Raw genomic sequence first — 25,925 nt, 5'->3', positions numbered from 1 at the left:
AATGCTTTCGAGTTACTTGGGCGAGTTTCTGGCGCTGGCAACCATTCACTTTCTGGCCGTGGTCGCACCCGGGCCGGATTTTGCCGTCACGATTCGTCAGAGCGTGCGCTTCGGTCGGCTGGTGGGCATTTGCACGGCGCTGGGCATCGGCGCGGGGATTTCCGTGCACGTGCTTTACACGCTGCTCGGGGTCGGCGCGCTGATGCATACAACGCCTTGGTTGTTGACCGTGGCCAAGGTCGTGGGCGGCGCTTACGTTTTGTACCTCGGGGTCAGCCTGTTGCGCAGCAAACCCAAGTCCGCGCTTGAGGGCGACCAGGCCGTGGACGAACCTGTCGTCAAACAAACGCTATTGAAGGCATTCACCACCGGGTTTCTGACCAACGCGACGAACCCCAAGGCGACCCTGTTTTTCCTGGCGATTTTCACCACCATCATCAGTGCCACGACACCGTTGAAGGTCCAGGCGCTTTACGGCGTGTGGATGTGTTTTGTGAACGCACTGTGGTTTGTCATCGTCGCCCTGTTTTTTTCCAGTGCCCGGGTTCGCTTGCTGTTCATGCGCATGGGGCATTGGTTCGAACGGACGATGGGAGTCATTCTGATCCTGTTTGCCGGTCGATTGATCTTGTCGATGTAAAACCTGCATAAACCAAAAGGCCCGTTCAGTCTGACTGACGGGCCTTTTTCATTTGTGCGTCGCTTTTGCATTTTTGTGCGACAGATCCTGCATCAAGGGCTCTGCATCAAGCCTTTCGGGTGTTAGCTTTGAAATGTTTCTGATTAATCGATCAGATATTTCTCACAAACTGCCTGCAAAGGAATGCCCCAGCAATGGACTTTTCACTCAAGCACCTGGCCGCGACCACCCTGATGATCGCCAGCCTTTCGTCGTTCACCCCTTCTGCATTTGCCAACATCACGGCGCAACAGAGCGCGGCCATCCTCAAGACGTTCAATGAAACATCGGTCACCGATTTCAGGGAGTTCCTGGGACGCCTGGCCCAGAGTGACGTCGCCAAATCAGGCGACCTCGACCCGGCCATCAGCGCCTTTCTCGATAACAAGGCACTTTCTTCTGAACAGCAAGATGAAATCCATCGCCTGCTTGGCCTTTATGCACGATTGAAATACGGCAGCGCGGCCACCGAGACCCTGCGTGAGCTGGTGGCCATCCCGACCTTCCGCGTGGACGGCGTGGCTCAGCACGACAATCCTGAATTCATCAAGATCGCCGACAAGATCAAAGACCTGGCCCAGTCCTTCAACCTGAATTTTCGCAACATCGACAACTGCGTCTATGAAATCTCCCTTGAGGGCAGCGGCGATGAAGTGGTGGGCATTCACGCGCATGCCGATGTGGTGCCCGTGACGCCGGAGAACTGGGTACTGAAAGACGGCACCCGACTCGATCCGTTCAAGGTCACCCTGATCGGCGATCGCATGTATGGTCGGGGTACCGAGGACGACAAGAACGGCATCGTGGTGTCGCTCTATGCGATGAAGGTCATCAAGGAAGAGAAGCTGCCGCTGGCGAGGAACTTCAAGCTGCTGGTAGACACCACCGAAGAAACCACCGGGGACGCCATTCCCTACTACTTCGAACACAATCCGACACCCAACTACAACCTGGCGCTGGATGGCGGCTACCCGGTGGTGATTGCCGAGAAAGGCTACGGCACCGTCATGGCCAGTTTTGCCCGACGTAATGCCGAGGGCAAGGGTGCTGAAATCGTCTCAATGACGGGCGGACTGGCCACCAACCAGATTCCGTCGGCATCGGCTGCCACCCTGGTGAGTGACAAACCTGCCGAATTGGCCGCCAGCCTGCACAAAGCGGGTACTGAGTATGCGAAGCGCAATGACGGCAATTTTGAGGTGACGGCCAAGGTCGTCGGCAAGGACGTGAAACTCACGGTTACCGGCGTTTCCGCCCACTCCTCCGAGCCTGAGTCAGGCGTCAACCCGGTGGCCAGGATGCTGGACTTCATCAACAGCCTCGACGGCAAGGTCGCGCTCAAACATAACCACATCACTGACGCCGCCCGCTACGCCGCCGACAACTGGGGGCTGGACTACCTGGGCGGCAAACTGGGTGTCGGTTTTTCCGATTCATTCATGGGGCCACTCACCGCGTCCCTGACTTTTGTCGGGATGGATGAAAAGGCTTTCAAACTGGCGGTCAACCTGCGTGTACCGAAGGGCAAGTCCCCGGAAGCGCTGAACAGCGAAATCACCGATAAGCTGGCCACCTGGAGCAAGAAAAGCCACATCGCACCGACCTTCGATATCTCGATCGCCGAGCCGATGTACCGCAACCCTGAGGGTGAATGGGTCAAGGCTTTGCTGGCCGTGGCCAGTGAAAACCTGGGCATGGAGCACAAGTACGGCACCTCTGCCGGCGCCACCTCGGTCCATGAACTGCCCAATGGCGTGCAGTTTGGCCTGGCCCGGCCCGAGGTGAAATACACCGGCCACACCGACAATGAGTTCAAGACGGTCGACCAGTTCCTGCTGGACCTGCAGATCGTGACCGAAATGATGGGGCGCATCGGGCAGTTGCCGAAGCTCTGATCGCCTCTTGGACCAGCCCTGCTGGCGGGTCAAAACCACAAAACCGGAGAACGACACAATCTGTAGCAGCTGGCGAAGCCTGCGTCCGGCGGCGCAGCAGTCGTGAAATCAAATGACGCGGTGTTTCAGAAAGACCGCACACAGGTTTTACGACTGCTTCGCCGCCGGACGCAGGCTTCGCCAGCTGCTACAAAGTGCGTTGTCGCCTGCTATGCCATAAAAAACGCACAAACAAAAACGCCGCTCATTGCTGAGCGGCGTTTTTGTTAAATATGGAGCGGGAAACGAGACTCGAACTCGCGACCCCGACCTTGGCAAGGTCGTGCTCTACCAACTGAGCTATTCCCGCAAATGGCGTCCCCTAGGGGACTCGAACCCCTGTTACCGCCGTGAAAGGGCGGTGTCCTAGGCCACTAGACGAAGGGGACACGCTAACTGAAACACATGGTGTGTATTTCAGTGCCCAAATCCGCATCCGAAGATGTCGGTTCTGGTTTCACTCAACGCCGCCCGAAAGCAACGCTGCTTAAAAATGGAGCGGGAAACGAGACTCGAACTCGCGACCCCGACCTTGGCAAGGTCGTGCTCTACCAACTGAGCTATTCCCGCATTGGCGTCCCCTAGGGGACTCGAACCCCTGTTACCGCCGTGAAAGGGCGGTGTCCTAGGCCACTAGACGAAGGGGACACACGTACAACATTCACTCCCTACCGCGTTTCGCTGTGTGCTTTACGCTGTAAGTGGCGCGCATTCTATGGATGGATTGAGGGGTCGTCAACCCCCAGATATAAATTTATTTAAATCAATGACTTCGCCCTGCTTTCAGACGCGTTTCGGGCTTTTGCGCAGCCTGGGCTCCGACGCCTATATTCCGGTCTCCTTCAAGACGTTATAGTCCACGCCATCAAGATGATGGCAATCTGAAACATCTTCGCCACCATTTATATAAGCAGAACAACGGCCGATACATTTATGGCCATAGCTGATTCAAGTCGTCGAGTGGCCTATGCGCCCCAATGGCAAGCCACTACACTCGAACGCAAACCCTATAAAGAGGTCTTACCGGTGACACCACTCATGATCACCCTGCTAGTTGTAGCCGGGATCGCACTATTGATCGCCATTGGCTACATGAACCATGTGGTGGAAAACAACAAGCTGGAAAAGGCCCGCACCAAGGTTGAACTCAACGACCGCCTGCGCCGCTGCGGTGAAATCACCGAGACCTTCCCCGGTCAGTTGATGACACCTGCGCTCAAGCTGCTGTTGACCCGCCTGGAGCTCAACGTCTGCCAACGCCTGCTCAACCTGGAAAAAACCAGCGCCAACCTCAGGGCGCGGATTACCGAGCTGGAAGCACTGGCAGCCCAAGGTCAATCGATCCCGGTCAACAACCCGCCGTCCCCCATCCAGACCGAAGCCAAGGCCAAGGACGTACGTTTCCTGCTCGAAGCCCTGCATGGCCAGATCACACGCGCAGCACAAGACGGCTTCCTGCCACCCAACGAAGCGAAGCGCTGGATCCGCGAAGTCCGTCATATCCTGGTGCTGCTGCACATCGAGTTCTTCAACAACCTCGGGCAGCATTGCTTGCAACAGAACCAGCCAGGTCAGGCGCGCCTGGCGTTCGAACGCGGCGTGCAATACCTGCGCAAACAGCAGGACCCGCAGGCCTATTCCGAGCAGCTTGAGTACCTGGAGAAACTCCTGGCTCGCGCCAATGCCTTGGTGATGGACAACATCGCAGCCGTTGAGAGCGAGGCAAACCAGCTGAACACCGGCCTCAAACAAGTCGACGCCGATGCCGACTGGAAGAAGAGAGTGATCTACGACTGATCAGCAAAAACACAAAAGCCACCTGAGAAGGTGGCTTTTTTTTGGACTGTGTTTGATGGGTGACCGGGAGAACCTTCAGAGCCGGAAGTGCCCCACCATCCCTTTCAGCTCAAGCCCCAATTGAGCCAGCTCAATACTCGACGCTGCGTTGCCTTGCATCGCCAGCGACGACTGATCTGCGCTGGCACGAATACTCGTGACACTGCGATTGATCTCCTCGGCCACCGAGCTTTGCTCCTCGGCTGCCGCGGCAATCTGCTGGTTCATCTGCTGAATCAACGAGACTGCAGCGGCAATACTTCCCAGTGCACTTTCGGTCTGCAACGCATCACTGACCGCCAACTTCACCAGTTCGCCGCTGTTCTGAATCTGCTGCACCGACGACTGAGCGGCCGAGCGCAGGGCACTGACCAGCCGCTCGATCTCCTCGGTCGATTGCTGGGTACGCTTGGCCAGCGCCCGAACTTCATCGGCCACCACGGCAAAGCCCCTGCCCTGCTCACCCGCCCGTGCGGCCTCGATCGCCGCGTTGAGCGCCAACAGGTTGGTCTGCTCGGCGACACTTTTGATCACGCTGAGCACCGTGCCGATGTTCTGGATCTCTGCGCTCAGGCTTTCGATGCTGGAACTGGCCGAAGTCGCGGAATCCGCCAACTGCTCGATACGCGCCATGCTCTGGCGCACCACATGCTGACCACTTTCAACCTTGCCATCCGCCGTCTGTGCAGCCTGTGCGGCCTCCTCGGCGTTGCGCGCAACGTCGTGCACCGTCGCCGTCATCTGGTTCATCGCGGTGGCGACCTGCTCGGTTTCTTCTTTCTGGCTGCTGACTTCCAGGTTAGTCTGTTCGGTCACCGCCGACAGTGAATGCGCTGAACTCGCCAATTGCTCGATACCGGCCTGCAAGCCACTGACAATACGGCTGAGCCCGGCGCCCATCTGCTGCATCGCCTGCATCAACTGGCCGATCTCGTCACGGCGGGTCACTTCAACAGTCGCACTCAAATCACCCGCAGCGATCTGCTGGGCGACACGGATCACACTGCGCAACGGCGCCACGATCAACCGGGTAATCACCCACGCGGCCACCAGGCCGACCAGCAACGCCAGGGCCGAGGAACCGAGGATCAACAACGAGTTCTTTTTCAGTTCGGCCTGCATCGACAGATCTTCGGCAACATAGGCCTGATCGACCCGCTCCACCACTTGCGCGGCGCGCTGATGCAGTTGTTCGTAGACGGTTTTTTCCTGGGCCAACAGGCCGGTGTACTCCGTCAGTTTTTCGCTGAAACTACCAATGTGGCCTGTCACTTCATTAAGGACCGTCTGATAGCCCTCGTCCTTGACCGTGGTTTTCAGCTGCTCGGCCTGGGTCAGCGCTTGATCCGCCTGTTCGATCTTGCCCTGGCCTGCGCTGTCGTCGCCCTTGCGGCTCTGGTCCAGACGCACGCGCGCTTCGTTCATCGCCTGCAACATCAATCGCGAGACCTGGCTGACCTGGCTGGCCTGCTCGATGAACTGCCCACCGTCCTTGCCTTCGGATTGCTTCAAGGTATAGGCGCCGTCATCGGCCAGACCGGATTGCAACACATCAAGGTTATTGGCCACGCTGGACACCGACCAACTGGCCATTTCCAGTGCCAGGTCCTTGGCCTGACTCAGCGAGACGAACTCATCGAACGCCTTTCGATAAGCGCCCAGCGACTGTTCGACGTCATTCATCACCGGTACGTTGGCGGCCGATGCAGCCTTGAGCTGGGTCGCCAGAGCAATCAGGCCATCAACGCCCTCGTGCAGGGCATCGGCGGTTTTCGGGTTGCCATGCAAGGCGTACTCCTGCTCAAGCAGTCGCACCTTGAGCAAACCGCTATTGAGCGACGACATCTGCTTGAGTCCGTCGAAGCGATGACTGATGGTTTGCAGGGACCATACACCGATGGCAGCGACCAATGCTGTCAGCAGCAGTACCAGTACAAATCCCACACCCATTTTTTTTGCCATACCGAGGTTGGCAAAACGTCCTTGCACGGCCGAAATCATTGCACTTAGTCCCCTGACATAGTCTGTTGACGCAGATTCGCAACGGGCATACGCCAGCACAAGTCTCTGGCGTCGGAATAATGGCAAAAAGCTACGCCTGCGTCGTTTTCAGAACGCTTGAGGTCGATTCAAAGCAGTGGCCTGAAAGAATGCCCGGGCACGAGGATCACAGGCGTAAGCCACGTTGATGCGTTGCCAGTCCGTGGCCTCACCGTCGGGACTGAATGCTGTGGCAGAAGACAGCAACACACCAAAGCGCCGGGCCTGTGTGCGCACCTGAGCGTAGCTGGACAAGCGTGATCGCGCCCAGATGAACAGCCCTCCCACCGGTTTGCCGAAAACCTCCCAGTCGGCGTCTTCGAGCACTTGCAAGGCGGCCTCTCTGTCGGCGTGCAATCGTTGGCGCTGACGCTGCACCAACTTGCGATAGGCGCCGCTGGCCAACAGGCTAGCCAACACCGCCTCACAGAACATCGAGGCGCCCATGCTGCTGGTCATCTTGACCTGGGCCAGTCGTGACACAACCGCGTCACTGGCCACAATGAAGCCGATGCGCAATGAACTGCTGAGGGTTTTGGAGTAGCTGCCAAGGTAGATCACATTGTCGTCAATCCCCAGTGCCGCGAGGCGCGTGCCTGGGCCGCTGTGCAAATCGGCATGGACGTCATCCTCGATCAGCAACATGCCATGGGCTTTGGTCAGTTGCAGCACCTGCTGTGCCACCAGTGCCGTGAGACTACTGCCCGTCGGGTTGTGGCAGAAACTATGGATAAACAGCGCACGAGGCTTGTGCTTGCGCAATAGCGCTTCAAGCGCCTGCGTGTCAGGCCCGCGCGGGGTACGCGGTACCTCGATCATCGTCACGCCGTTCAGCCTGAGCAGATCGAATAACAACGAATACCCCGGGCTTTCGACCACCACGCAGTCGCCGGCTTTGAGCAACGTGCGCATGATCAGATCGAGCCCATGGGTCGCCCCTGCCGTGGTCATAATCCGTCGATCGTCCACGTTGATGTCGAATAGATGCAGACGCTTGCGGATCTGCTCACGCAAGGCAGGCAACCCCAGGGGGGTGCTGTAGTTGAACAAAGCGGCCATGTCGGTGCGGCTCACCTGGCGAATGGCGTAGCTCAAATCGTCGGTTTCACGCCATCTTTCCGGCAGGCAACCACAGCCCAGCTTGAGTGCGCCCGTGACGTCACCCTGCGTCACGTCCGCCCCTTCGAACCAAAGGCCATCCTGTCGCTTCTGCGCGATTGATGCTGGAAGGGCAACAACAAAACCGGTGCCCTGACGCGGCGCCAGCACACCTTGCGCCACCAGACGCTCGCAGGCTTCGACGACGCAGGATTGACTGAGCAGATTGACCCGCGCGATTTGCCGTGCGGACGGCAGACGCGTTCCCGGCAACACATCGCCCTGACGCAGCCAATCGGCCAGCGCATCGACGATTTGCTGCACGACCGGCACCAATGCCTGTCGATCGATTCTCAACTCCATGAGCAAGCAAACTCCTGTCTGTTTTGCGGGAAACAGTTAAGCACAGGAGCGTCGATGGGAATGTGCGACAACGCCGCTAAAACCCTCGGTTCTAACCCTTTGAAACACATTGCCCGGCACCATCACGAAACTGTAAAAAAACCCGCATAAATGCGGGTTTTTTCCTACGTGAAGTGCCTGACTTCAGAACGCTGTAACGCCGCCATCCACCGCCAGCGAATGGCCGGTGGTGAACGCGGCACCGTCGCTGCACAGATACAACACCGCGCTGGCGATCTCTTCCACCTTGCCGATGCGACCCACCGGGTGCATCGCGTTGGCAAATTCACCCTTCTTCGGGTCCGCCTCATACGCACGACGGAACATGTCGGTGTCGATCACCGCCGGGCATACCGCATTCACGCGAATCTTTTTCTTGGCATATTCGATGGCCGCTGACTTGGTCAGGCCGATCACCGCATGTTTGGACGCCGCGTAAATGCTCATCTTCGGTGCAGCCCCCAGGCCCGCCACCGAAGCGGTGTTGACGATGGCACCGCCGCCCTGGGCCAACAACAGCGGCAGTTGATATTTCATGCAGAGCCAGACGCCTTTGACGTTGACGCCCATGATCGCGTCGAACTCATCCAGCGTGCCTTCGGCGAGCTTGCCTTTCTCGATCTCGATGCCGGCGTTGTTGAAGGCATAGTCCAGCCGCCCGTAGGTGTTTACCACTTCGTCCATCAGATGTTTTACATCGCTTTCCAGCGTCACGTTGCAACGCACGAAGGTCGCTTCGCCGCCCGCTGCACGAATCAGCGCCACGGTGTCTTCGCCACCGGTGGTGTCCAGATCGGCGACCACGACCTTCAACCCTTCGGCGGCGAACGCCTGGGCGGTCGCACGGCCAATACCGGCCGCCGCGCCTGTCACCACTGCCACCTGGCCGGAAAACGTCATGCTCATTGTTATGTCCTCGAAGAGAAGAATGCGGGGGATTGACTGTTTTCAGTCTAGCCACAGAGGGCTGCGCCACGGCAGCACTATCAAGTGGCCGGTTGGGTACCCATGAGTGACAGTGATAGAACGCCGACCCCGACTATCACTGCACTGGATCGAGGTGCATTCGCCGCATCAGCCAGACTTGCGGCATTGATCATGAAGGGCTATCAACAAGGCTTCATTCATCTTGAGTGCCTGTCATGACTACCCAGACCAATCGCCAGTTCCTGCTCGCCAAACGTCCCGTGGGCGCGGCCACCCGCGAGACTTTTACCTATCAGGAAGTACCGGTCGGCGACCCGGCGTCGGGGCAGATTCTGGTTAAAAACGAATACCTGTCCCTGGACCCGGCCATGCGTGGCTGGATGAATGAGGGCAAGTCCTACATCCCGCCGGTGGGTTTGGGCGAAGTCATGCGCGCATTGGGTGTAGGCCAAGTCATTGCCTCGAACAATCCGGGGTTCGCGGTCGGGGACTACGTCAACGGTGCCCTCGGCGTGCAGGATTACTTCCTCGGCGAACCACGAGGTTTCTACAAAGTTGATCCGAAACTGGCGCCATTGCCGCGCTATTTGTCCGCCCTTGGCATGACCGGGATGACCGCCTACTTCGCCCTGCTCGATGTCGGCGCGCCGAAGGCCGGTGACACGGTGGTGCTGTCGGGCGCTGCCGGCGCAGTGGGCAGCATTGCCGGACAGATCGCCAAGATCAAAGGCTGCCGCGTGGTCGGGATTGCCGGCGGCGCGGACAAGTGCCAGTTCCTGATCGATGAATTGGGTTTTGATGGCGCCATCGACTACAAGAACGAAGACGTCATCGCCGGTCTTAAACGCGAATGCCCGAAAGGGGTCGACGTGTATTTCGATAACGTCGGTGGCGACATTCTCGACGCGGTGCTGAGCCGACTGAACATGAAGGCCCGCGTAGTGATTTGCGGCGCGATCAGCCAATACAACAACAAGGAAGCGGTCAAGGGCCCGGCCAATTACCTCTCGCTGCTGGTCAACCGCGCGCGCATGGAGGGTTTTGTGGTGATGGACTACGCCGCCCAGTTTGCCGCCGCCGGGCAGGAAATGGCCGGCTGGATGATCAAGGGGCAACTCAAGAGCAAGGAAGACATTGTCGAAGGACTGGAGACATTCCCGGAAACGCTGATGAAATTGTTCAGCGGCGAGAACTTCGGGAAGTTGGTGTTGAAGGTTTAACCCAAAACTTTCAGCAACCCCAAAACCAATGTGTGCGAGCTTGCTCGCGATTGCGGCGTATCAGACAACGAATATGTCGACTGACAGGCCCTCATCGCGAGCAAGCTCGCTCCCACAGGGGTAGCGGTGGTCAGGCGAGTTCGGCGACTACGGCGGCGAGTGCCTTGGCTGGATCTGCCGCCTGGCTGATCGGACGGCCAATCACCAGATAATCGGAACCGGCGTCCAGTGCCTGGCGCGGGGTCAGGATACGGCGTTGATCGTCTTGCGCGCTGCCCGCTGGACGAATGCCTGGCGTCACCAGTTGCAACGACGGGTGAGCCGACTTCAAGGCCTGGGCTTCCAGCGCCGAGCACACCAGACCGTCCATCCCGGCTTTTTCCGCCAGGGCGGCCAGACGCAGCACCTGCTCTTGCGGCTCGATGTCCAGACCGATACCGGCCAGGTCTTCACGCTCCATGCTGGTCAGCACGGTCACGCCGATCAACAACGGCTTCGGCCCGGTACGCTGATCCAGCACCTCACGGCAGGCCGCCATCATGCGCAGACCGCCGGAGCAGTGAACGTTGACCATCCACACACCCATTTCCGCAGCGGCTTTGACGGCCATGGCGGTGGTGTTCGGAATATCGTGGAACTTGAGGTCCAGGAACACTTCGAAGCCCTTGTCACGCAGGGTGCCGACGATTTCCGACGCGCAACTGGTGAACAGTTCCTTGCCGACTTTTACCCGGCACAGTTTCGGGTCCAACTGATCGGCCAGCTTCAGTGCGGCGTCACGGGTGGGGAAATCCAGGGCGACGATGATAGGAGTCTGGCAGACGGACATGTGCGGGCTCTCAGGCAGGACGAAATCGGCGCGCATTGTAGCGGAACCAGCGACGCTGCGGGACCCGATGATCGGTAATTCGTCATCGGCGCTCAGGCAAGACTAGTCCTTTGGCCAATTGTGTCGAGCCCGATACACTCCCGACACGTCCACAACATCGTTCATCACTACCCTCGGCAGCCGCAACACGTCCTTACAGCACTTCCCGCCTCCGGGCCGGACGCCTATGCTGAAGCCACAACCTCGCAGCCCATCTTTGTGGTTGGCAGCCTCTCTGGCAGATGAACGCACGCATGCACAACTCCCAAGCCCCTTTGAAGGACGATCAAAAAGCGCCCGGCGACGACAAGCGCTGGAGCATTCGCGCCCTGATCGTCGACGATGACGTCCCGATTCGCGAACTGATGATCGACTACCTCGCCCGGTTCAATATCCACGCCAGCGGCGTCACCGACGGCACCGAGATGCGCCTGGCGCTGCAAGCCGAGCATTTCGATGTGGTGGTGCTCGACTTGATGCTGCCCGGTGAAGACGGTTTGTCATTGTGCCGCTGGCTGCGTGCCGAATCGGACATTCCGATCCTGATGCTCACTGCGCGTTGCGAACCGACCGACCGAATTATCGGCCTGGAGCTGGGCGCCGACGATTACATGGCCAAGCCGTTCGAGCCCCGTGAACTGGTGGCCAGGATTCAGACCATTCTGCGTCGAGTGCGCGATGATCGCACCGAACAGCGTGCGAACATTCGCTTCGACAATTGGCGCCTGAACAGCGTGTTGCGACAGTTGATTGCCGACAACGGCCTGGTGGTCCCACTGTCCAACGCCGAGTTCCGCCTGCTCTGGGTGTTCATCGAACGTCCGCGCCGGGTGCTCAGTCGTGAGCAATTGCTGGACGCCGCTCGCGGCCGCTCGATTGAGGCCTTTGATCGAAGCATCGACCTGCTGGTCTCGCGCCTGCGCCAGAAACTCGGTGATGACCCCAAAGCGCCACAACTGATCAAGACCGTTCGCGGTGAGGGTTATCTGTTCGACGCGAGAGACATCGGCTGATGCGTGCGCGCTTCGATACGCTGTTCGGCCGCCTGTTCGGTGTGCTGTTGCTGGCGATCGTCCTCGCGCACTTGCTGGCGTTTGCCTGGTTTCACCACTACGGCCCACCTCCTCCGCCACCGCCACCGGAGTTTTCCGAAAGCGTTGACGGGAAACGCCCGCCGATGGACCCACGCTTTGAAACCCGGCCGCCTCGGCCGTGGTTCGGCGGACCGTTAGTGCCGCTGACCTTTCAATTGATTTCGCTGATCATTGCGGCCTGGTACGGCGCCAAACTGCTGAGCCGGCCAATCCAGCGCCTGAGCGATGCCGCCGAGCGCTTGAGCGAAAACCTCGACAGCACGCCACTCGATGAATCGGGACCACGGGAAGCGCGGCAAGCGGCCTACACCTTTAACCTGATGCAGAAACGCATTATCGAACAGGTGCAGCAGCGTTCGCGGATGCTGGGCGCGGTGTCCCATGACCTGCGCACCCCACTGTCGCGGCTCAAATTGCGCCTGGAACAGATCGACGACGAAAAACTGCAAGGTCAGATGCGTCAGGATCTGGACGACATGATCAACATGCTCGACGCCACCCTGACTTACTTGCACGAACAGCGCACCAGCGAGGCGTTGCAATGGATGGACGTGCAAGCGTTGGTGGAGTCCCTGTGCGAAAACGCCCAGGACCAGGGCGCCGATGTTCAGGCCAGTGGTCACTGCGCCCCGCTGCACGTACAACCGATGGCCTTGCGTTCTTGCATCAACAACTTGCTGGATAACGCGTTGCGCTATGCCGGGCAGGCATTGATCAAACTCGAAGACAGCCGCGAAACCCTGGTGATCCGAGTGATTGATCACGGTCCGGGCATTGCGGCAGACAAACGTGAAGCCGTGTTCGAGCCGTTCTTTCGGCTGGAGGGTTCACGCAACCGCAACTCCGGCGGTGTCGGCCTGGGCATGACCATCGCCCGCGAGGCCGCCGAACGGCTGGGTGGACAATTGAGCCTGGAAGAAACTCAGGGCGGTGGCTTGACCGCGATTATCCGCCTGCCCCGAATCTGAGTCGCACATAAATCCCTGTGGGAGCGAGCTTGCTCGCGATAGCGGTATATCAGCCCACTCACTAATGAATGACACACCGCCATCGCGAGCAAGCTCGCTCCCACAGGGTCTATGCCAGGCATGAGACCTGTGTGTACTGACCGGTACAAACCCCACATACCCACGACACCTTGCCCCTTGAGGCTGCATAAGCCGGTGCACCCACCGGTTTTCCATTCCAGGGAGTGAGCACAATGATTGGTAGCGTCAGCAACTACACCAGCTATACCGGCAGCACCAGCAGCACCACGACCAACAGCGCCCGCAGCCAGCAGTTCCAGAAAGAACTGCTCGCCAAGCTCGACAGCAACAGCGACGGTGCGGTGGATCAGGACGAGCTGAACAGTGCCTTGTCACAAAAAACCGATGACGGTCTGTTGGTCAGCCTGAGCAAAAACTTCGCCGACCTCGACAGCGACAGCAGCGGCAACTTGAGCAGCGAAGAAATGGCCGCGATGGCGCCACCGCCGCCTCCGCCGCATGATCAACCTCCGAGCACGGAACTGGCCGATGCGCTGATCAGCGCCCTGGACACCGACGGTGACGGCGCCATCAGCAACGACGAGCTGAGCACCGGCTTGACCAGCGCCGGCAGCAGTGCCGACAGCAAAGAAATTTTTTCGGCCCTGGACAAGAACCAGGACGGCACCGTCAGCAAGGACGAACTCGCCGCCAGCCTGACCCCGCCGCCACCGCCGCCACAACAGGTGTCCAGCGAGGAACTGTTCAGCCAACTGGATTCGGACAGCGATGGCAGCGTGACCGCCACCGAATTGAGCAACGCGTTGCAGGCGAGCGACAGCACGTCATCGACCAGCACGGACACCAGCGCCGCGTTGCTCAAGGTTCTGGACAGAGATAGCAGCGGCGGTGTCAGCAGCGATGAGCTGAAAGCAGCCCTGCAAGCCGGCCGAGAACAAAGCAGCGACAGCTCCACCGATCAGTTCAATGTCAACGAAGCGTTGAACAAGATGATTGCCAACTTGAGCAAGCAGTACTCGCTCGATAACGTGGCAACGGTGGGCAAGTACCTGAACGTCGCGACCTAAGCAAAAAGCCCACTGACCTTCGCAGGTCCAGTGGGCTTTTTGTCATGGCGCAATCATCACTCAGAGCCGGGGATCTTCCAGCCGCGTCGGCCCCTTGCTCCAATCGGTCAGCAAGCTGTAGGCCACGGCCAGCAATGTCGGGCCGATGAACAGACCGATAAAGCCAAACGCAATCAACCCGCCAAACACGCCCAGCAGAACGATCACCAACGGCAAGTTTCCGCCCCGGCTGATCAGGTACGGTTTGAGTACGTTGTCGACGCCGCTGATGATGAACGTGCCCCAAATACCGAGGAATATCGCCATCCCGTACTCACCCTTCCAGGCCAGCCAGGCCGTGGCCGGGATCCACACCAGCGGTGGCCCCATCGGGATCAGGCTCAACAGGAACGTCACAATACCCAGTACCAGAGCCCCGGGCACACCGGCAATCAGGAAGCCGATCAGGGCCAGCACGGCCTGCGCTGCCGCCGTCCCGATCACGCCATTGACGACTCGTTGTACCGTACCGGCCACCAGTTCGATGTAGTACCCGGCACGGTGGCCGATCAGCCGCTCCAGCAACCCGTGTACAAATACCGCCAACCGGGGGCCGTCACGGTAGAAAAAGAACACGAAGACAATGCTCAGCGTCAGTTCGAGAATCCCGCCGCCAATCTGCGCACTGCGCGCCAGCAACCAGTTGCCCATCTGCCCGACATAAGGTTTCAGCGACGCCATCATCGCCGCGCCCTGCTGGTCGATACTGTTCCAGATTCCTACCAGCCGTGCGCCAACCAGCGGAATACCGCCCAGCCACGCCGGTGCTTCGGGCAGGCCATCAACCTGTACATCCTTGATGAACACCGTGGCATCTCGCACATGATCTGCCAGGTTGAAACCCAGCCAGACCAGCGGCACCGCCACCAGCAACATCCAGCCGAGGGTCAGCAAAGCGGCCGCCAGGGATTCGCGACCATGGAGCCAACGGGTCAGCAAACGCATCAGCGGCCAACTGGCAAACGCCAGCACTGCGCCCCAGAACATCGCCGACCAGAAAGGCGCCATCACCCAGAAGCTCGCGCCAAACAACACCAGGAGCAGAATCTGCACCACCAGTCGATCGTTATTGATCATCTAAATCTCGAAAAAGTCAGTCCGCAAAAAGAATAGGCGAACGTGCAAGACACGTTCGCCTGATAGAGCTTATCGCAACAGTTCGATGTGCAGGCCAGAGCCTTCGACGTTGCCGGTTTCCAGTCGGGCCGCACGCACGCCCTGCTGGATCAGGGCCTGACGCCAGGCTTCGGCGTTCGCCCCAGAGACACTGACCCGCAACGTGGTGTCCAGGTTCAACCCACGGGAGATCAGACGCAGCCAGGTTTCATCAGGCTCGGCGGTCAGCGTGAGGAAATCCAGCTCACCGGTGTTTTTGAGCTCGCGCAGCAACGTGGCCGACGTCGGCAGCAATTCCCCCAGCGGCGCCGCGGCGTCGAACTGTTCGACGTGCAAATACGCTTTGCGATTGCCGCGAGTGATGCTGTAAAGCGCCACCAACGAATTGTCCCGAGGGGCCGCCAGACGCAACAGCAAGTACGCCTGCTGATCGTCGGCGCCATACAGCTTGGCGTTGCCGAAAACCTCATTGGCCCACAGGCTGCTTTCACCGCAATCGCGAGACTGGCACCAGAACAACAGTTGCGCGCCTTGCTTCTGCAATGCCTCTCGAGCGGCAGTGAAAGCCTCGGTTGAAGAATGTTCCGGTGGTAATTCGTAGGTCACCGAAGTGGCCGTGCCACGAGCGCTGACTTGACCATCGAAACGCAATTGACCGCTGATTTTACGGATCGAACCCAACGGGTAGATCCGCTCCAGCTCGGCCGCCGGGCGAAAGTCGACAATCTGCGCATCTTCCATACGCGGCAGGATCGGCAGGTCCTGACTGCCCGGGACATCGGCGGCAAACGATAAGGGACTGATGCAGCACAGCACCAACAGACTGAGTGAACGCATGGTCAGACTCATCGGATCAGCATGGCCTGGGCACCCTTGATGACACTGGCTTCATCGGAGCGTGGGGGCACTTGCAACCCACGCTGCACCGCCGGACGCGCCTCCATGGTCGCCATCCAGCGTTGCAACGCCGTCAGGCCGTCCACGGAAACACCTGACCACTCATAGCCACGCACCCACGGGAAGGTCGCGATATCGGCAATGCTGTATTCGCCGGCCAGAAACTCTTCGGTTTGCAGGCGCGTATCGAGTACCTCATAGAGGCGCCGGGTTTCATGCTGATAACGATCGATGGCGCCCTGGAGTTTTTCCGGAAAGTAGCGGAAAAACACGTTGGCCTGCCCCTGCATCGGACCGATCCCACCCATCTGGAACATCAGCCACTGCAACACCACCGAGCGCCCTTTCGGGTCGGAAGGCATCAGTTTCCCGGTCATTTCAGCGAGGTAAATCAGGATGGCGCCGGATTCGAACACGGCGAAATCGCCATTGCCGCGGTCGACAATGGCCGGAATCCGGCCATTGGGATTGATCTTGAGGAAGTCTTCGGACTTCTGTTCCTTCTTGTCGAAACTCAGGGTTTGCACCGTGTAGGGCAGGCCGAGTTCCTCGAGCACGATAGAGACCTTGTGGCCATTCGGGGTCGCAGCGGTGTAGAGATCTATCATGGTTGTCTCCCATTTCAACCCGCCCAGCCTCGACAGTTGCCCGGCGCAAGTCAAGGAACGGCGAAGAACCGATTGAAACAGTCTGCGACAAGGTCGGCGCCGGGTTCGTCATTCAGGTGCAAATGATGACCGCCTGGCAGCTGTTCACGGCTAAAGGGTAGACGCTCCAGCAATTCAGGATGTTTGGCGAGCATGCCATCCGCTGCGACCACCAGTTTTGCCGGGCAACTGACCCGCTGGACAAAGGCCATGGCCTGTTCGGTAGTCAGGCGCAACGGTGAAGGCAGCGTCAGCCGGTTATCGGTGCGCCAGGTGTAACCGCCCGGCACCGGCATCAAGCCTCGCTGGGCCAGCAGCTCGGCGGCTTCTCGGCTGACGGCCACCAAGCCTTTCATGCGCGCTTCGATGGCACGGTCCTGGGTGGTGTAGACCGGTTTGCGTTTTTCCCGCAGGTCCAGCTGCGCTTGCAGGGCCATGCCCATTCGCTCGGCAGCATTTTCGCCTTTGTCTGTAGGAGGAATGATGCCGTCGATCAAGGCCAGGTGCGTGACACGCTCCGGCATCGATCCGGCAATGATCAACGAAGCGATTGCCCCCATGGAGTGCCCCATCAGCGCAAAACGCTTGAGGCCCAGCTGTTCGGCGACTTGCAGCACGTCATGGGCGTAGTCCCACATCGCGTAGCCGGCACCGGGCGGGCGATGCCCGGAATGACCGTGACCGGCCATGTCCAGGGCGATGATGCGCAGGCCATTAAGCTTGGGTGCGAGCCGGGCAAAGCTGTTGGCATTGTCCAGCCAGCCATGCAACGCAATGACCGGCAGGCCGTCTTCAGGACCGAACAAATGCGCCGCCAGCTCGATGTGCGGCAGGCTCAGGCGGACTTCTTCGACGGCGTTGCTCATGCGCAATCCTGTTGGCGGCGACCGTCCCAGCGACTGAACAAGGTCTTCAGCAACGTGGCCGTGTCGTGTGGACGTTCAAGCGGAAACATGTGGCCGCCAGGCAGGGTCAGGGATTCACCTTGCGGCATGCGTCCGACGGAGCTGGCGTGATGACGCATTACCACGCGGCTCTTGTGCCCGCGCACCACCGCCAGCGGTACTTTCAATTGCCGAGTGCGACCGGGGCTGGTGTGGGGCACGCCACGGTAGATGCTGATTTCCGTGGCAGGATCGAAGCGCAGGCGCAGTTTATCGCCGACCTTGTGCAAACCATGTTGCAGGTAGGCGTCAAAACATTCCGGATCAAAACTGCGGAACAGGGTTTTACCAGCGAAATAGCGGCGGGCGCTTTCCAGGTCGGCAAACTCTTCCCGACGCCCCAAGGTACGACCGGCCGGGGTCAAGCGGTCGATAAAACCGAATCGCTTGGCGGCGCGGATGACCCATTGATCGGTGCGGGTCAGGACCGGAGAGTCCAGCATCACCACGCCACGATACAACTCTGGGCAACGCAGTGCCGCGTGCAAGTGCAGCACACCGCCGAAGGAATGGCCGACGCCCCACACCGGTTCTGCTTGTTGCTTGAGGTGATGGATCAGCTCGTCCACCAGGTTGTACCAATTGTCGTCCGCCGGAAAACGCGGGTCATGAGCGTGCTGCTCCAGATGCGTCACCTGGTACTCGGGCGCGAGCGCCGCGAACAACTTGCCGTAGGTCCCTGAAGGAAAGCCATTGGCGTGGGCGAAAAATATCTGTTGCGACATACCGGCAAATCCATGAGCGAGACAAGGTGTTGATTGTCCGTAAGACGACGGCTGACAGCAATGACCGTAACAGACAGGAATGATGACAGCATCGTTCCATCGATGAAAAACAGTCCGGGCCTGCGTCGAACACCGAACTTACCTGTTATTTCTGACAGTTGACTGCGAGGGAGCAATCGCGAATAACTATTCCCCACCCGAAGTTCTTTCGTGAGGCTGTTTCCATGCACAAGAATACCCCGACAGTCTCTGTGAATGATCCGCGAGGGTTAAACGTCGCCACTGTGTCCTATTACCGTGAAACACCCGGCGAGCCAGCAGAACCTTGGATTTACCGCCAGTCCTTCAATGGCGCAGGTCAACCGACGATCAGCTGCGACCCTCGCCTGCTCAAGCTGCTCGAGACTGAGCCGGACGCCCGGCCAAACCTGATGACAGTTTTCAGTCTCACTGGTGCGCCCCTCTACAGTGAGAGCGTGGATGCGGGAAGCCGGTTGACCCTACCCGGTGTGGCCGGTCAAAACCTCTTCGGCTGGGACAGTCTGCTCACTCAGGTTCGAACCGAATACGATCTGTTGCTGCGCCCGATCAAAACTGTCGAGCAGGCTCATGGCAGACCCGCAAGAAACCGTTCGTTCTACACCTATGGTGACAACACCCCGGAAGCTGCCTTGCATAATCAATGCGGTCAGCTGATCCGCCATGACGACAGTGCCGGCACCCTACACTTCACCGACTTCGCACTGACGGGCGGAGTCAGCTCACAGACTCGACATTTTCTCGAAAAGCTGGACGAACCAGACTGGCCCATTGACGAAACTGAAAGAAACCAGTTGAACGAAACCGGCAACGGCGCGACCACCCGCTCCCTCTACAACGCCCTGGGGATACAGGTCTGCCAGGAAGATGCGCACGGCAACGCACGGTTCTCGGATCTGGACATCGCAGGCCAACTGAGTCGGGTTCGCTTGAGAATCGCCGGGCGATCGCAAGACATATCGCTGCTGAGCGACATCCACTACAACACATTTGGCAACATCGAGCGCCAGACCGCCGGCAACGGCGTGATCAGTGAAGCCCGATACGACCCGAAGGACGGCCGATTACTGGAACTCCTGGCTGGACTTCCCAGCCAGCCACCGCTTCAACACTTGGTGTACGACTATGATCGGGTCGGCAATATCCTCAGCATCAAAAACGCGGCTCAGCGCACCCGTTTTTTTCGCAACCAGAAGATCGAACCGATCAACACCTTTACCTACAACAGTTTGTATCAGTTGATAGAGGCAAACGGCTGGCAACGGATCAATAGCCACAACGGTCCTCAGGAGCCGGTCTTCGTTTCCCCTCCTGACCCTGGACAACTGGAAAATTACCGCCAGACCTTTACCTACGATTGTGCGGGCAACCTCAAGAAACTGGTTCACAGCGCTGCCAGCCACAGCTGGACACAGCAGACGGCGATATCTAAATACAGCAATCGGGGACTGGCGCAAAAGGCTGACGGCGAGCTGCCCGGAGAGAGTGAGATCACCGCCGGATTCGATGCCAACGGCAACAAAAGGCAATTGATGGCGGGTCAGGATCTGATTTGGAGCCTGAGCAACCACCTGCGGCAGGTCGATCAAGTGACGCGTGAGAATGGCCCCAATGACAGTGAAATCTACCGTTATGACGAATCTGGCCAACGAAAGCGAAAAATCCGCATTGCTCAAGCCGGTTCCTCAACGCGAACGCACGAAGTGCGGTATTTGCCAGGGCTGGAAATCCGCACATCTCCCGAAGAAGTTCTACACGTTATTTCAGTGCAGGCCGGTCGCTGTGCGGTACAGGTTCTGCATTGGGAACCGGGCGGTGGCAAGGACGATCAGTATCGTTACAGCCTGAGCAATCACCTGGGCTCCAGTACATTGGAACTCGATCAACTGGCAGAACTGATCAGCGAGGAAATGTACTACCCCTATGGTGGCACTTCATGGTGGGCTGGCCGGGACAAAGTGCAAGCGAGTTATAGAACCCGGCGATTCTCAGGCCAGGAACGTGATGCCACTGGCCTGTATTACTACGGACAACGTTACTACGCTCCCTGGCTGGAACGCTGGCTCAATGCCGACCCGGCAGGGAGTGCCGACGGCTTGAACCTGTTTACGATGGTGCACGGCAATCCTGTCAGATTTGTCGATGTTCAAGGCTTGGCAGGGGTCGACACTGTCTTCGCGGCCAGTGCAACCGCGGCCCGAGAACTTCCAAGCGCCTTGATCGCCGCCGCCGTGCAATATGCAATGATAGCGTTTATGTCGCCTATGAGCATGGCCGTGACAGTTGCCGGCGCCACGGCCGGCGCGATTTCAGGCGGCGTCAGCGGGTATGCGAGCGCGAACTGGACGCAATCCCGAGTGTCCGTCGACGATCCGTCCGGCTGGGGGCCTCTTGCCGCGAAAGTCGGTGGTGCTGTTCTTGGTGCCGCTCTGGGGGCAGCACCCTCCCTGTTAGGGATGCTCAATCCCAAAGGCAATACAGCTGCTGCCTCTCAAATCGGCAGCGCTTTCGGGACAGCGTTTCGCGAATTGAGCGCCCAGTATTTTGCCGATGCCGGCCCGAGCAATCCCTCCGTCGGCCGTGCAGACTTCGTAACCGGACTTGGCAGCATGGGCGCCGTCGCAGGCATTGGAGGTGCAGTGGGCTTTGGTGGCTCGCTGCTGTTCGGAGCTGAACCTGCGGGGAAAGCCCTGCAAAGCATCGTCGCGGCCTCTACGGCGACGGCGGCCGGTGCGGCCGGCGCCTCTGCCGTGAGGGGGTTGCGTGGAACGCCAACCAAACAGTCCAAAGGCAGTGGGCCGACATTCGACTCGGCCAAAGCTGTTGTCGGATCCAGCAGTCGGCACTTCTTCAGCTCTCTGGGACAATTAGCCAATCTGGCCGTCGCACAGATACCTGGATACAACACACTGGACGAAAACACTCGAACGGCGGTGACACGAGCTGTCGGCAGTGCCATCGGCGACTTGCGATCGACCTTCGTGACCACCGCAACACCCGGCTTAAGTGCAGAACTGGGGCAAACATCCTGGGATCTGGAAAAAAACACGGTCGGCGCCGGCATTACCCGAGAAGGCATACCGACATCTAGCGATGAGGCCTATGACCCGGCAGCCACCGAAATTTTCTACATCACCAGCGAAACGACGCGCAGGCAACGCAGTTATTCGAGATCCAATCTGCGCCATATGATGACGCATATGTAAACGAAACGACTTTACGCTACAAACGAGACGGCGGTTGTTCGCCCAATGGAACAACCGCCATGGTCAGGCGCGACACACAACTGGCCTTGCCTTCGTCACTGCTCAAGCGGATATCCCAAACGTGAGTCGTGCGGCCAATGTGTATCGGCTTGGCCACGGCGGTCACTCGCCCACTGCGCAGGCCGCGCAAATGGTTGGCGTTGATTTCCAGGCCCACGCAGTAAAACTTGCTGGCATCGATGCACAGGTAGCTGGCCATGGAACCGACGCTTTCGGCCAGCACCACCGAGGCGCCACCGTGCAGCAGGCCGTAAGGCTGGTGAGTGCGGTGGTCAATGACCATGCTCGCGGTCAGGGACTCTTCGTCGAACGCTTCGAAGCGGATATCCAGCACTTCGCCGATGGTGTTTTTCTGGATTGCGTTCAACTGCTCGATGTTGGGAGTGGTACGCCACAGACTCATCGCTGCTTTCCTTTGTAGGTGTTGTTCGTCGCTCAATCCTGCCACAGCACGGTCTCACTGCGCTCGCTCCATTCTTCGAAGCGGGCGCCGTAAGCCGCTTCGATCACGTTACGCTTGATCTTCAGGGTCGGCGTGAGGAAGCCGTTGTCCACGGCCCAGCTGTCCTTGACCACCACCAGACGCCGCAGGCGCTCATGTTTATCGAGCACGCCATTGACCTCGTCCAGCAGTTTTTCCAGGCTTGAGTGCAGCCCTGCCCTCGCCGTTCCAGTGGCATCCTGTTGCCCGACTGCCGACAACACACACAGCCCCAGGGGCGCACTCAGACCATCACCGACCACGCACACTTGCTCGATCCGCGAATGCACCGCCAGGCGGTTTTCGATCGGTGCCGGCGCGACGTATTTGCCCTTGCTGGTCTTGAAGATTTCTTTCAGCCGCCCGGTCAGGCGCAGGTTGCCTTCAGCGTCCTGTTCGCCCTTGTCGCCGGTGCGCAGGAAGCCATCCTCGGTGATGGTTTCAGCAGTTTTCTGCGGTTCCTTGAAGTAGCCGAGCATGGTCGCACCACTGCGCACCATGACCTCGCCCGAGTCGTCGATTCGTACTTCAACCTCCGGGCAGGGCTTGCCGATCCAGCCGGGCTTATTCTCGCCGGGCCGGCCAATGTGGGAATAACCGCAGCTCTCGGTCATGCCGTAGACCTCAAGCACATCCAGCCCCAGTTTGCGGTACCACAGCAGCAGGGTCTGCGGCACAGGCGCCGCGCCAGACAAGGCGACACGCAACGCATCCAGCCCCAACCCGGCGAGGACTTTGTGCCCGACCCGCTTGCCGATAATGGGCAGGCCCAGCAAAAAATCGAGGCGTTTTGCCGGGATCTTGCTGTACACGCCCATCTGGAATTTGGTCCAGATTCGCGGCACACCAAACAATGCGGTAGGCCGCGCACGTTGCAAATCAGTCAGGAAGGTATCGAGGCTTTCGGCAAAGAACACCGTCTGCCCGGTGTAGATCGATGCCAGCTCGACGAACATCCGTTCGGCCACGTGGCACAGCGGCAAGTAGGACAGCAGTCGGTCCGACTCGTTGAGCCCAAACAGTTGCGTACCCCGCGTGGTGGCAAAGCCCAGATTACCGAAGCTGTGCATCACGCCTTTGGGCAACCCGGTGGTGCCGGAGGTGTAAATGATGGTCGCCAACTGATCGGCGCCGGGCTTGGGGTCATCCTGGATGGGCGAACTGCGCTGCAGGTCGGCCCAACTGAAGTCGAAAGTACCGGGCGGGTGCAGCGGCAGACTGATTATCGGCAGGTCAGGTTTGACGCCACGGGACATGTTCGGCCAGTCGTCGAGTTTGCCGATAAACGCCAGTGCCGCTTCGGAATGATCGAGCACCTGGGCCACGGATTCGGCGGTCAGGTTGGGGTACAACGGGACTGAGACGTGCCCGGCCATCCAGATCGCCAGGTCGGCGATGATCCAGTGGGCACAGTTTTTAGAGATCAGGGCAATGTGGCTGCCTTGTGGCAGTTCGCGAGCCCTCAGCCAATGCGCGGCGCAGCGAGCCTGGTGGCCGACGTCGGCCCAGGTCAGGGTCTCGACCTGCCCGCCACCCGTGGGCTGGACCAGGAAACGCTGGCGTGGATGGCGGGCCTCACGCTCGTAGAAAACATCCAGCGGCAATCGAAAAGCAGCAGACATGCGACTCGCTCCTGAATTTTTGTTCTGGAGCAAGCGTAGCCAACCAAGCAAGTGCTTGGTTGACTATTTCGTACAAAATTTTCCCGTCGGCAAATTTTATGGGTGTTTGATGCCGTTGAGCTTCATCGAACCAATCAGCAGCTCATCGGCGTCGAGCTCGGCCAGCCCGGCGGTGCTGACTTTCTCCGGCGGATGCCCGGCGCCATGTTGCAGGTAGCTCAACAAGTGACCGATCAACGGGTTATGACTGACCAGCAGCACATTGCTCACCGACACGAGTTGCTCGGCCACCTTGTCCGGGTCGGTTTCCGGGGTCAGCCACTCGACCGTACGAATCTCCGGCTCGAAACCCAACGCTTCACGCACCACTTGCGCGGTCTGCTGCGCTCGCAGGTAGGGGCTCGCATAGATCGCCGTCAGCGGTTGCCCGATCAGCAGCGCAGCAGTGCGCAACACTTCCTCGCGACCGTGGTCGGTCAGCTCCCGTTCCGAATCAGGACGGGAGCCATATGGTTCAGCTTCACCATGACGCAATACCCAGAGTTTCATAGCTTGGGTTCCTCATCTCTGACCGGATGCGGTGCGGGTGCCACGACGTGCGGCGCTTCACCTTCCGGTGTACGCGGCGCCGGCCAATCGGCAAACGGCCAGGGCTTCTGGTCGCTGTGGAAGGTGCCGAACCGACCGATCTGGGCCAGGAACTGGCTCAGGCTGTCGCCGAAGTTCATCAGGCTGGCGCTCGGGGCGCCATAAAACAAACGATAGATCAGTTGAACCAGCACCACCGCGCCAAGGATGAACTGCGCCACTTGCCAGACCAGCAGGAAGACGATCATCCACAGCACCCGCAGCAGGATGGATTCGTACTTGGACTCGGTTTTCGGATCGTTCATGTCGCTGTCCCCTGCTTTGTTTTAAAGCGTGCTTAGTTGAAACCGCTGGTGGAAATAAAATCGACGTCGGTTTTCGGTTCGCCGCGCATCAACAGCCCTATCACCTGCTCAAGCGTGCGCCCCTCGAACAGAATTGCGTGCAACCCGGCGACCAACGGCATATAGACGCCGACCTCTTGAGCCTTGGCCTTGAGCACTTTGAGCGTGTTCACGCCTTCGGCCACTTCGCCCAGACGCGTGACCGCGTCTTCCAGGCTCAGGCCTTGGCCGAGGGCGAACCCGACCTGGTAGTTGCGGCTTTTCGGTGACGAGCAGGTAACGATCAAATCGCCCACGCCGGCAAGACCGAGGAAGGTCATCGGGTTGGCCCCCTGATTCACCGCAAAACGCGTCATTTCCGCCAGCGCCCGGGTGATCAGCATGCTCTTGGTGTTTTCGCCCATGCCCAGCGCCACCGCCATGCCGGCAATGATCGCGTAAACGTTTTTCAGCGCTCCGCCCAACTCGACACCAAAACGGTCGGCGCTGGCATACACGCGAAACGTCCGGCCGTGCAGCGCAGCCTGGACCCGCTGGCACAGTTCTTCGTCTTCGCTGGCGACCACAGTGGCGGTCAATGCGTGTTCAGCGATTTCACGGGCCAGGTTCGGCCCCGACAGCACGCCGATGCGCGCTTGCGGAGCGATTTCCTCGAGGATCTCGCTCATCAACTTGAACGTGTGGGCTTCGATGCCTTTGGTCAGGCTGACCAGCAACTTGCCACTCAACCGCTCGGCGTGCGGAACCAGGACCGAACGCAGGGCGCTGGAGGGCAGCGCGACGAAACACAGGTCGCAGGCATCCAGCGTGGCTTGCAGGTCAGTCACCGGTTCTACCGCCGGGAGAATCTTGATGCCTTTGAGGTAACGCGGGTTTTCACGATTGACCCGAATGGCCTCGGCCTGTTCGGGGTCACGCATCCACTGCCGGACCTGATGCCCGTTCTCGGCCAATAGATTAGCCACGGCGGTACCAAAACTTCCGCCTCCCAGGACCGCAATTGGGCGCTGTTCAGTCATATGCAATCCGTTAATCCATACCAGTGGCGATGTCGGCATTATAC

22 protein-coding genes, 4 tRNA genes and 1 pseudogene are annotated in these 25,925 nt (G+C 59.3%); 8 read left to right on the top strand and 19 right to left on the bottom strand.

What is annotated here, in order from left to right:
• The first annotated feature begins 1 nt into the window (after position 1).
• Both BMS17_RS19595 and BMS17_RS19590 read left to right on the top strand, forming a co-directional pair.
• Positions 2–640, top strand: coding sequence for a LysE family translocator (locus tag BMS17_RS19595; protein ID WP_077431495.1), 639 nt, complete (start codon positions 2–4; stop codon positions 638–640).
• A 194-nt stretch (positions 641–834) separates the two neighbouring features.
• Positions 835–2,574: a dipeptidase gene (locus BMS17_RS19590; RefSeq protein WP_077431493.1), complete on the top strand. Its 1,740-nt coding sequence runs from the start codon at positions 835–837 to the stop codon at positions 2,572–2,574.
• 273 nt (positions 2,575–2,847) lie between these two features.
• On the opposite strand, the gene BMS17_RS19585 is transcribed toward BMS17_RS19590, so the two are convergent.
• The 4 genes from BMS17_RS19585 to BMS17_RS19570 form a co-directional block, all read right to left on the bottom strand.
• Positions 2,848–2,923, bottom strand: a tRNA-Gly gene (locus tag BMS17_RS19585).
• Between the two features lie 3 nt (positions 2,924–2,926).
• A tRNA-Glu gene (locus tag BMS17_RS19580) sits at positions 2,927–3,002 on the bottom strand.
• A gap of 105 nt (positions 3,003–3,107) precedes the next feature.
• A tRNA-Gly gene (locus BMS17_RS19575) sits at positions 3,108–3,183 on the bottom strand.
• A 2-nt stretch (positions 3,184–3,185) separates the two neighbouring features.
• Positions 3,186–3,261: transfer RNA gene (locus BMS17_RS19570), tRNA-Glu, on the bottom strand.
• Between the two features lie 378 nt (positions 3,262–3,639).
• On the opposite strand from BMS17_RS19570, the gene BMS17_RS19565 reads away from it, so the two are divergent.
• Positions 3,640–4,410, top strand: coding sequence for a hypothetical protein (locus tag BMS17_RS19565; RefSeq protein ID WP_077431491.1), 771 nt, complete (start codon positions 3,640–3,642; stop codon positions 4,408–4,410).
• Positions 4,411–4,485: 75 nt separating this feature from the next.
• On the opposite strand, the gene BMS17_RS30985 is transcribed toward BMS17_RS19565, so the two are convergent.
• From BMS17_RS30985 to BMS17_RS19550, 4 genes and pseudogenes are all read right to left on the bottom strand, one after another.
• Entirely contained in the window at positions 4,486–5,349 is an 864-nt protein-coding gene (locus tag BMS17_RS30985) for a methyl-accepting chemotaxis protein (RefSeq protein ID WP_371916732.1), read from the bottom strand.
• A pseudogene (locus BMS17_RS30980) lies at positions 5,347–5,571 on the bottom strand (HAMP domain-containing protein); the annotation flags it as partial. The gene BMS17_RS30985 and the pseudogene BMS17_RS30980, both read right to left, overlap by 3 nt.
• Before the next feature lie 987 nt (positions 5,572–6,558).
• Positions 6,559–7,950 carry a PLP-dependent aminotransferase family protein gene (locus BMS17_RS19555; protein WP_046031652.1) on the bottom strand — a complete coding sequence of 464 codons (1,392 nt, stop codon included), beginning with the start codon at positions 7,948–7,950 and terminating at the stop codon, positions 6,559–6,561.
• Between the two features lie 183 nt (positions 7,951–8,133).
• Positions 8,134–8,895: an SDR family oxidoreductase gene (locus BMS17_RS19550; RefSeq protein ID WP_077431488.1), complete on the bottom strand. Its 762-nt coding sequence runs from the start codon at positions 8,893–8,895 to the stop codon at positions 8,134–8,136.
• A gap of 236 nt (positions 8,896–9,131) precedes the next feature.
• On the opposite strand from BMS17_RS19550, the gene BMS17_RS19545 reads away from it, so the two are divergent.
• On the top strand, positions 9,132–10,136 hold the full coding sequence (locus tag BMS17_RS19545; RefSeq protein WP_046031650.1) for an NADP-dependent oxidoreductase: 1,005 nt from the start codon (positions 9,132–9,134) through the stop codon (positions 10,134–10,136).
• Between the two features lie 130 nt (positions 10,137–10,266).
• Here BMS17_RS19545 and pyrF read toward each other — a convergent pair whose 3' ends face one another.
• Complete coding sequence (gene pyrF, locus BMS17_RS19540; protein WP_027924005.1) at positions 10,267–10,965, bottom strand: orotidine-5'-phosphate decarboxylase; 699 nt, start codon at positions 10,963–10,965, stop codon at positions 10,267–10,269.
• Between the two features lie 293 nt (positions 10,966–11,258).
• Here pyrF and BMS17_RS19535 point away from each other — a divergent pair, with 293 nt between their 5' ends.
• The 3 genes from BMS17_RS19535 to xopAW all read left to right on the top strand — a co-directional run bounded on the left by BMS17_RS19535 (position 11,259) and on the right by xopAW (position 14,154).
• A complete protein-coding gene (locus tag BMS17_RS19535) occupies positions 11,259–12,017 on the top strand; it encodes a response regulator (RefSeq protein WP_046031648.1) in 759 nt (252 codons plus the stop codon).
• Positions 12,017–13,066, top strand: a complete 1,050-nt coding sequence (locus BMS17_RS19530; RefSeq protein ID WP_046031647.1) for a HAMP domain-containing sensor histidine kinase — start codon at positions 12,017–12,019, stop codon at positions 13,064–13,066. The genes BMS17_RS19535 and BMS17_RS19530 overlap by 1 nt, the downstream gene beginning before the upstream one ends.
• Positions 13,067–13,299: 233 nt before the next feature.
• On the top strand, positions 13,300–14,154 hold the full coding sequence (gene xopAW, locus BMS17_RS19525) for a XopAW family type III secretion system calcium-binding effector (RefSeq protein WP_077431486.1): 855 nt from the start codon (positions 13,300–13,302) through the stop codon (positions 14,152–14,154).
• Between the two features lie 60 nt (positions 14,155–14,214).
• Here the strand turns inward: xopAW and BMS17_RS19520 are convergent, their stop codons facing one another.
• The 5 genes from BMS17_RS19520 to BMS17_RS19500 form a co-directional block, all read right to left on the bottom strand.
• Positions 14,215–15,270: an AI-2E family transporter gene (locus tag BMS17_RS19520; protein WP_046031645.1), complete on the bottom strand. Its 1,056-nt coding sequence runs from the start codon at positions 15,268–15,270 to the stop codon at positions 14,215–14,217.
• 69 nt (positions 15,271–15,339) lie between these two features.
• The gene (locus tag BMS17_RS19515; RefSeq protein ID WP_046031644.1) at positions 15,340–16,146 is read right to left on the bottom strand and encodes a DUF4892 domain-containing protein; all 807 of its coding nucleotides are present in this window, start codon (positions 16,144–16,146) and stop codon (positions 15,340–15,342) included.
• An 8-nt stretch (positions 16,147–16,154) separates the two neighbouring features.
• Positions 16,155–16,814 carry a glutathione S-transferase family protein gene (locus BMS17_RS19510; RefSeq protein ID WP_046031643.1) on the bottom strand — a complete coding sequence of 220 codons (660 nt, stop codon included), beginning with the start codon at positions 16,812–16,814 and terminating at the stop codon, positions 16,155–16,157.
• Positions 16,815–16,864: 50 nt separating this feature from the next.
• A complete protein-coding gene (locus BMS17_RS19505; protein ID WP_077431484.1) occupies positions 16,865–17,719 on the bottom strand; it encodes an alpha/beta hydrolase in 855 nt (284 codons plus the stop codon).
• Positions 17,716–18,522 (bottom strand): alpha/beta fold hydrolase, encoded by an 807-nt coding sequence (locus BMS17_RS19500; protein WP_046031641.1) that lies wholly within the window; start codon positions 18,520–18,522, stop codon positions 17,716–17,718. The genes BMS17_RS19505 and BMS17_RS19500 overlap by 4 nt, the downstream gene beginning before the upstream one ends.
• A 224-nt stretch (positions 18,523–18,746) precedes the next feature.
• Here BMS17_RS19500 and BMS17_RS19495 point away from each other — a divergent pair, with 224 nt between their 5' ends.
• Positions 18,747–21,767: an RHS repeat-associated core domain-containing protein gene (locus tag BMS17_RS19495; protein WP_077431482.1), complete on the top strand. Its 3,021-nt coding sequence runs from the start codon at positions 18,747–18,749 to the stop codon at positions 21,765–21,767.
• Positions 21,768–21,783: 16 nt separating this feature from the next.
• Here BMS17_RS19495 and BMS17_RS19490 read toward each other — a convergent pair whose 3' ends face one another.
• The 5 genes from BMS17_RS19490 to BMS17_RS19470 all read right to left on the bottom strand — a co-directional run bounded on the left by BMS17_RS19490 (position 21,784) and on the right by BMS17_RS19470 (position 25,881).
• Complete coding sequence (locus tag BMS17_RS19490) at positions 21,784–22,230, bottom strand: hotdog fold thioesterase (protein WP_046031639.1); 447 nt, start codon at positions 22,228–22,230, stop codon at positions 21,784–21,786.
• A gap of 32 nt (positions 22,231–22,262) precedes the next feature.
• Positions 22,263–23,930 (bottom strand): AMP-binding protein, encoded by a 1,668-nt coding sequence (locus BMS17_RS19485; RefSeq protein ID WP_077431480.1) that lies wholly within the window; start codon positions 23,928–23,930, stop codon positions 22,263–22,265.
• Between the two features lie 96 nt (positions 23,931–24,026).
• Entirely contained in the window at positions 24,027–24,479 is a 453-nt protein-coding gene (sixA, locus tag BMS17_RS19480; protein WP_046031637.1) for a phosphohistidine phosphatase SixA, read from the bottom strand.
• Positions 24,476–24,823 (bottom strand): DUF4389 domain-containing protein, encoded by a 348-nt coding sequence (locus BMS17_RS19475; protein WP_046031636.1) that lies wholly within the window; start codon positions 24,821–24,823, stop codon positions 24,476–24,478. The genes sixA and BMS17_RS19475 overlap by 4 nt, the downstream gene beginning before the upstream one ends.
• A gap of 32 nt (positions 24,824–24,855) precedes the next feature.
• Positions 24,856–25,881: an NAD(P)H-dependent glycerol-3-phosphate dehydrogenase gene (locus BMS17_RS19470; RefSeq protein WP_046031635.1), complete on the bottom strand. Its 1,026-nt coding sequence runs from the start codon at positions 25,879–25,881 to the stop codon at positions 24,856–24,858.
• Positions 25,882–25,925 lie beyond the last annotated feature (44 nt).

This window comes from Pseudomonas sp. C9 (assembly GCF_002000165.1).
In the GTDB taxonomy this organism is placed as follows: domain Bacteria; phylum Pseudomonadota; class Gammaproteobacteria; order Pseudomonadales; family Pseudomonadaceae; genus Aquipseudomonas.
Note: the sequence above shows the minus strand (reverse complement) of the source record. Positions and strands in the feature narration are given on the sequence as shown.

What these genes read in the sequence shown, in the direction of transcription:
- BMS17_RS19595 (WP_077431495.1), top strand. Translation starts at nt 2, where the DNA reads ATGCTTTCGAGTTACTTGGGCGAGTTTCTGGCGCTGGCAACCATTCAC.
- BMS17_RS19590 (WP_077431493.1), top strand. Translation starts at nt 835, where the DNA reads ATGGACTTTTCACTCAAGCACCTGGCCGCGACCACCCTGATGATCGCC.
- BMS17_RS30985 (WP_371916732.1), bottom strand. Translation starts at nt 5,349, where the DNA reads ATGGGCGCCGGGCTCAGCCGTATTGTCAGTGGCTTGCAGGCCGGTATC.
- BMS17_RS19555 (WP_046031652.1), bottom strand. Translation starts at nt 7,950, where the DNA reads ATGGAGTTGAGAATCGATCGACAGGCATTGGTGCCGGTCGTGCAGCAA.
- BMS17_RS19550 (WP_077431488.1), bottom strand. Translation starts at nt 8,895, where the DNA reads ATGAGCATGACGTTTTCCGGCCAGGTGGCAGTGGTGACAGGCGCGGCG.
- BMS17_RS19545 (WP_046031650.1), top strand. Translation starts at nt 9,132, where the DNA reads ATGACTACCCAGACCAATCGCCAGTTCCTGCTCGCCAAACGTCCCGTG.
- pyrF (WP_027924005.1), bottom strand. Translation starts at nt 10,965, where the DNA reads ATGTCCGTCTGCCAGACTCCTATCATCGTCGCCCTGGATTTCCCCACC.
- BMS17_RS19535 (WP_046031648.1), top strand. Translation starts at nt 11,259, where the DNA reads ATGCACAACTCCCAAGCCCCTTTGAAGGACGATCAAAAAGCGCCCGGC.
- BMS17_RS19530 (WP_046031647.1), top strand. Translation starts at nt 12,017, where the DNA reads ATGCGTGCGCGCTTCGATACGCTGTTCGGCCGCCTGTTCGGTGTGCTG.
- xopAW (WP_077431486.1), top strand. Translation starts at nt 13,300, where the DNA reads ATGATTGGTAGCGTCAGCAACTACACCAGCTATACCGGCAGCACCAGC.
- BMS17_RS19520 (WP_046031645.1), bottom strand. Translation starts at nt 15,270, where the DNA reads ATGATCAATAACGATCGACTGGTGGTGCAGATTCTGCTCCTGGTGTTG.
- BMS17_RS19515 (WP_046031644.1), bottom strand. Translation starts at nt 16,146, where the DNA reads ATGCGTTCACTCAGTCTGTTGGTGCTGTGCTGCATCAGTCCCTTATCG.
- BMS17_RS19510 (WP_046031643.1), bottom strand. Translation starts at nt 16,814, where the DNA reads ATGATAGATCTCTACACCGCTGCGACCCCGAATGGCCACAAGGTCTCT.
- BMS17_RS19505 (WP_077431484.1), bottom strand. Translation starts at nt 17,719, where the DNA reads ATGAGCAACGCCGTCGAAGAAGTCCGCCTGAGCCTGCCGCACATCGAG.
- BMS17_RS19500 (WP_046031641.1), bottom strand. Translation starts at nt 18,522, where the DNA reads ATGTCGCAACAGATATTTTTCGCCCACGCCAATGGCTTTCCTTCAGGG.
- BMS17_RS19495 (WP_077431482.1), top strand. Translation starts at nt 18,747, where the DNA reads ATGCACAAGAATACCCCGACAGTCTCTGTGAATGATCCGCGAGGGTTA.
- BMS17_RS19490 (WP_046031639.1), bottom strand. Translation starts at nt 22,230, where the DNA reads ATGAGTCTGTGGCGTACCACTCCCAACATCGAGCAGTTGAACGCAATC.
- BMS17_RS19485 (WP_077431480.1), bottom strand. Translation starts at nt 23,930, where the DNA reads ATGTCTGCTGCTTTTCGATTGCCGCTGGATGTTTTCTACGAGCGTGAG.
- sixA (WP_046031637.1), bottom strand. Translation starts at nt 24,479, where the DNA reads ATGAAACTCTGGGTATTGCGTCATGGTGAAGCTGAACCATATGGCTCC.
- BMS17_RS19475 (WP_046031636.1), bottom strand. Translation starts at nt 24,823, where the DNA reads ATGAACGATCCGAAAACCGAGTCCAAGTACGAATCCATCCTGCTGCGG.
- BMS17_RS19470 (WP_046031635.1), bottom strand. Translation starts at nt 25,881, where the DNA reads ATGACTGAACAGCGCCCAATTGCGGTCCTGGGAGGCGGAAGTTTTGGT.